Below are 1,760 nucleotides of genomic sequence, written 5' to 3' on the forward strand. Positions count from 1 at the left end.
CCTGTCGCTCGGCATCACCTTTGCGATCATTGCAAGCGGTGTCGCCTGGAGCCTGCTCAAGACACGCGCCAAGCCGCAGCCTTCCAGTTAATCCGCCGGCACAACGCTTGCCGTCATACGAATTCACCAACTGAAGGAACGTATCCATGTTCTCAGAAATCATCGCTTCAATTTTCTCAATGCTCATCATCGAACCGCTGCAGGCCGGCATAGCGGAGCGCGTGGCGGCGGCCAAGGCGCCCACMGAGATCGTGCGCGCCTCGCAAGATTGCCTGGCKGGAGAGGCGCCCCGTCTTCTCGATCGAGCAACGAACGACATGGGGTKGGCGGTTTCCAACGCTGTCAGCGTTTCGTTCGGCTGGAGCTCCCCACTCGATCTCCTGGACACGAGCGCGCMGGGTTGCGCGGCGTTGGTGAATGTTCTGAAACAGAACGGGGACGATAGCGCAGTATGACGGGGGGCGAACAACAGCCGCAGGGCGAAGGGATCGCATCGACCCGCCTCCGTGAATTGGCTGCTCTTGGCCAAGCTCACGGCAGCATTGAAATAGGGAAGGCATTGTCCATCATGGGGCAGGCCGGCACTGCCCTMGTCATCCTGCTGCTGACGTTACCGGCGCTTTCGCCGATCCCGGGACCGTTCGGAATGGTTTTTGGAACGGCGCTKGCGTTGGTCGCGCTCCAGATTGCTTTCGGATGCGAGACCATCTGGCTGCCGGCAAGCCTTAAAAGACGCCGTCTGTCATCAAACGCGATCGATGTCACCCTTCGGTACGCGGGTCCTCTGATCGCTTGGGCGGAAAAAATCATGCGCCGCGACCGACTTGCTGTTCTKACCGGAAAGCCGGTTCAAATGTTGCTGGGCTTGCCCATTTTCCTGCTGGCAGTCGCCATCGCCCTGCCAATACCCTTCGGAAATCTCTTGGCGGCCTTCGCCTTGATCGTCATAGCCGTGGCTCTCTTGGAACGAGATGGCGTGGTCACACTGATCGGACTATTCTTATCGATAGCAGCACTGGCTGTGACGGCGGCTTTGGCATATGGCACMGTTGCTACACTTGTATGAAGCGATATTGAAACGCAGGGACTTGTCGATCAAGCCACAGGACGAACACTCGTMAGGCGTTTTGCGGCGACATGACCGCRACGATAAGATGAAGGTCACTCGGATMAGGTTTACGGTCGTTCTCCGTGCTTCTGAAACCTGCTCGTTCCGACGCAGGCTTTCATATMCTCACGTCGAAACCAGATCGCACGCCCGCATCTGAGTGGAGCGTTCCCGGCCGTGAATACGATCTGCTCGTCCGCTGGCATCCGAAGCACCTCGTGTGGCTGGATCAGCGGTCGTGCGGCCAATTGCTTCGATCGCGTCCGCGACGATCCTTTCATTTGCGAACTACGGCTGACCTGGTCGATCTCTACCGTCGTCATGCCGCAGCGGCGTGAGATGTAGTCGGCGGTTTCCGGGTCGTTGATCGCTGCAAACGAGATCCAACTCGCGCTTTCGAACCACTTGCTCGATGCGTCCCGCCCCCCATAGGTTTCGCGCAGCTGGCCGATCGACTGATAGATCATGACAAGGGTGATGCCATACTTGCGGCCGGCGTCGCGCGCAGTTTMCAGGATCCGCATGTAGCCAAGCCTCGCGACCTCGTCGAGAAGGAACAGCGCTCGGCCGGGCATCGCCCCATCGCGATTGTAGATCCCATTGAGAAATGAGCCGATGATGACGCGTGCAAGGCCCGCATGCGTCTCCAACG

3 protein-coding genes are annotated in these 1,760 nt (G+C 58.9%); 2 read left to right on the top strand and 1 reads right to left on the bottom strand.

The window, feature by feature from the left end:
* Positions 1–146 precede the first annotated feature (146 nt).
* Together QD357_RS31995 and QD357_RS32000 are read left to right on the top strand one after the other, a co-directional pair.
* Entirely contained in the window at positions 147–455 is a 309-nt protein-coding gene (locus tag QD357_RS31995) for a hypothetical protein (RefSeq protein ID WP_414126034.1), read from the top strand.
* A complete protein-coding gene (locus QD357_RS32000; RefSeq protein ID WP_183940216.1) occupies positions 452–1,066 on the top strand; it encodes an exopolysaccharide biosynthesis protein in 615 nt (204 codons plus the stop codon). Before QD357_RS31995 ends, QD357_RS32000 begins: the two co-directional genes overlap by 4 nt.
* A 110-nt stretch (positions 1,067–1,176) precedes the next feature.
* Here QD357_RS32000 and QD357_RS32005 read toward each other — a convergent pair.
* Positions 1,177–1,760, bottom strand: a 584-nt coding sequence (locus QD357_RS32005; RefSeq protein WP_414126035.1) for a type IV secretory system conjugative DNA transfer family protein, incomplete at its 5' end; no start/stop codon positions are given.

Source organism: Rhizobium sp. BR 317 (assembly GCF_047445835.1).
Classification (GTDB): Bacteria; Pseudomonadota; Alphaproteobacteria; order Rhizobiales; family Rhizobiaceae; genus Rhizobium; species Rhizobium paranaense.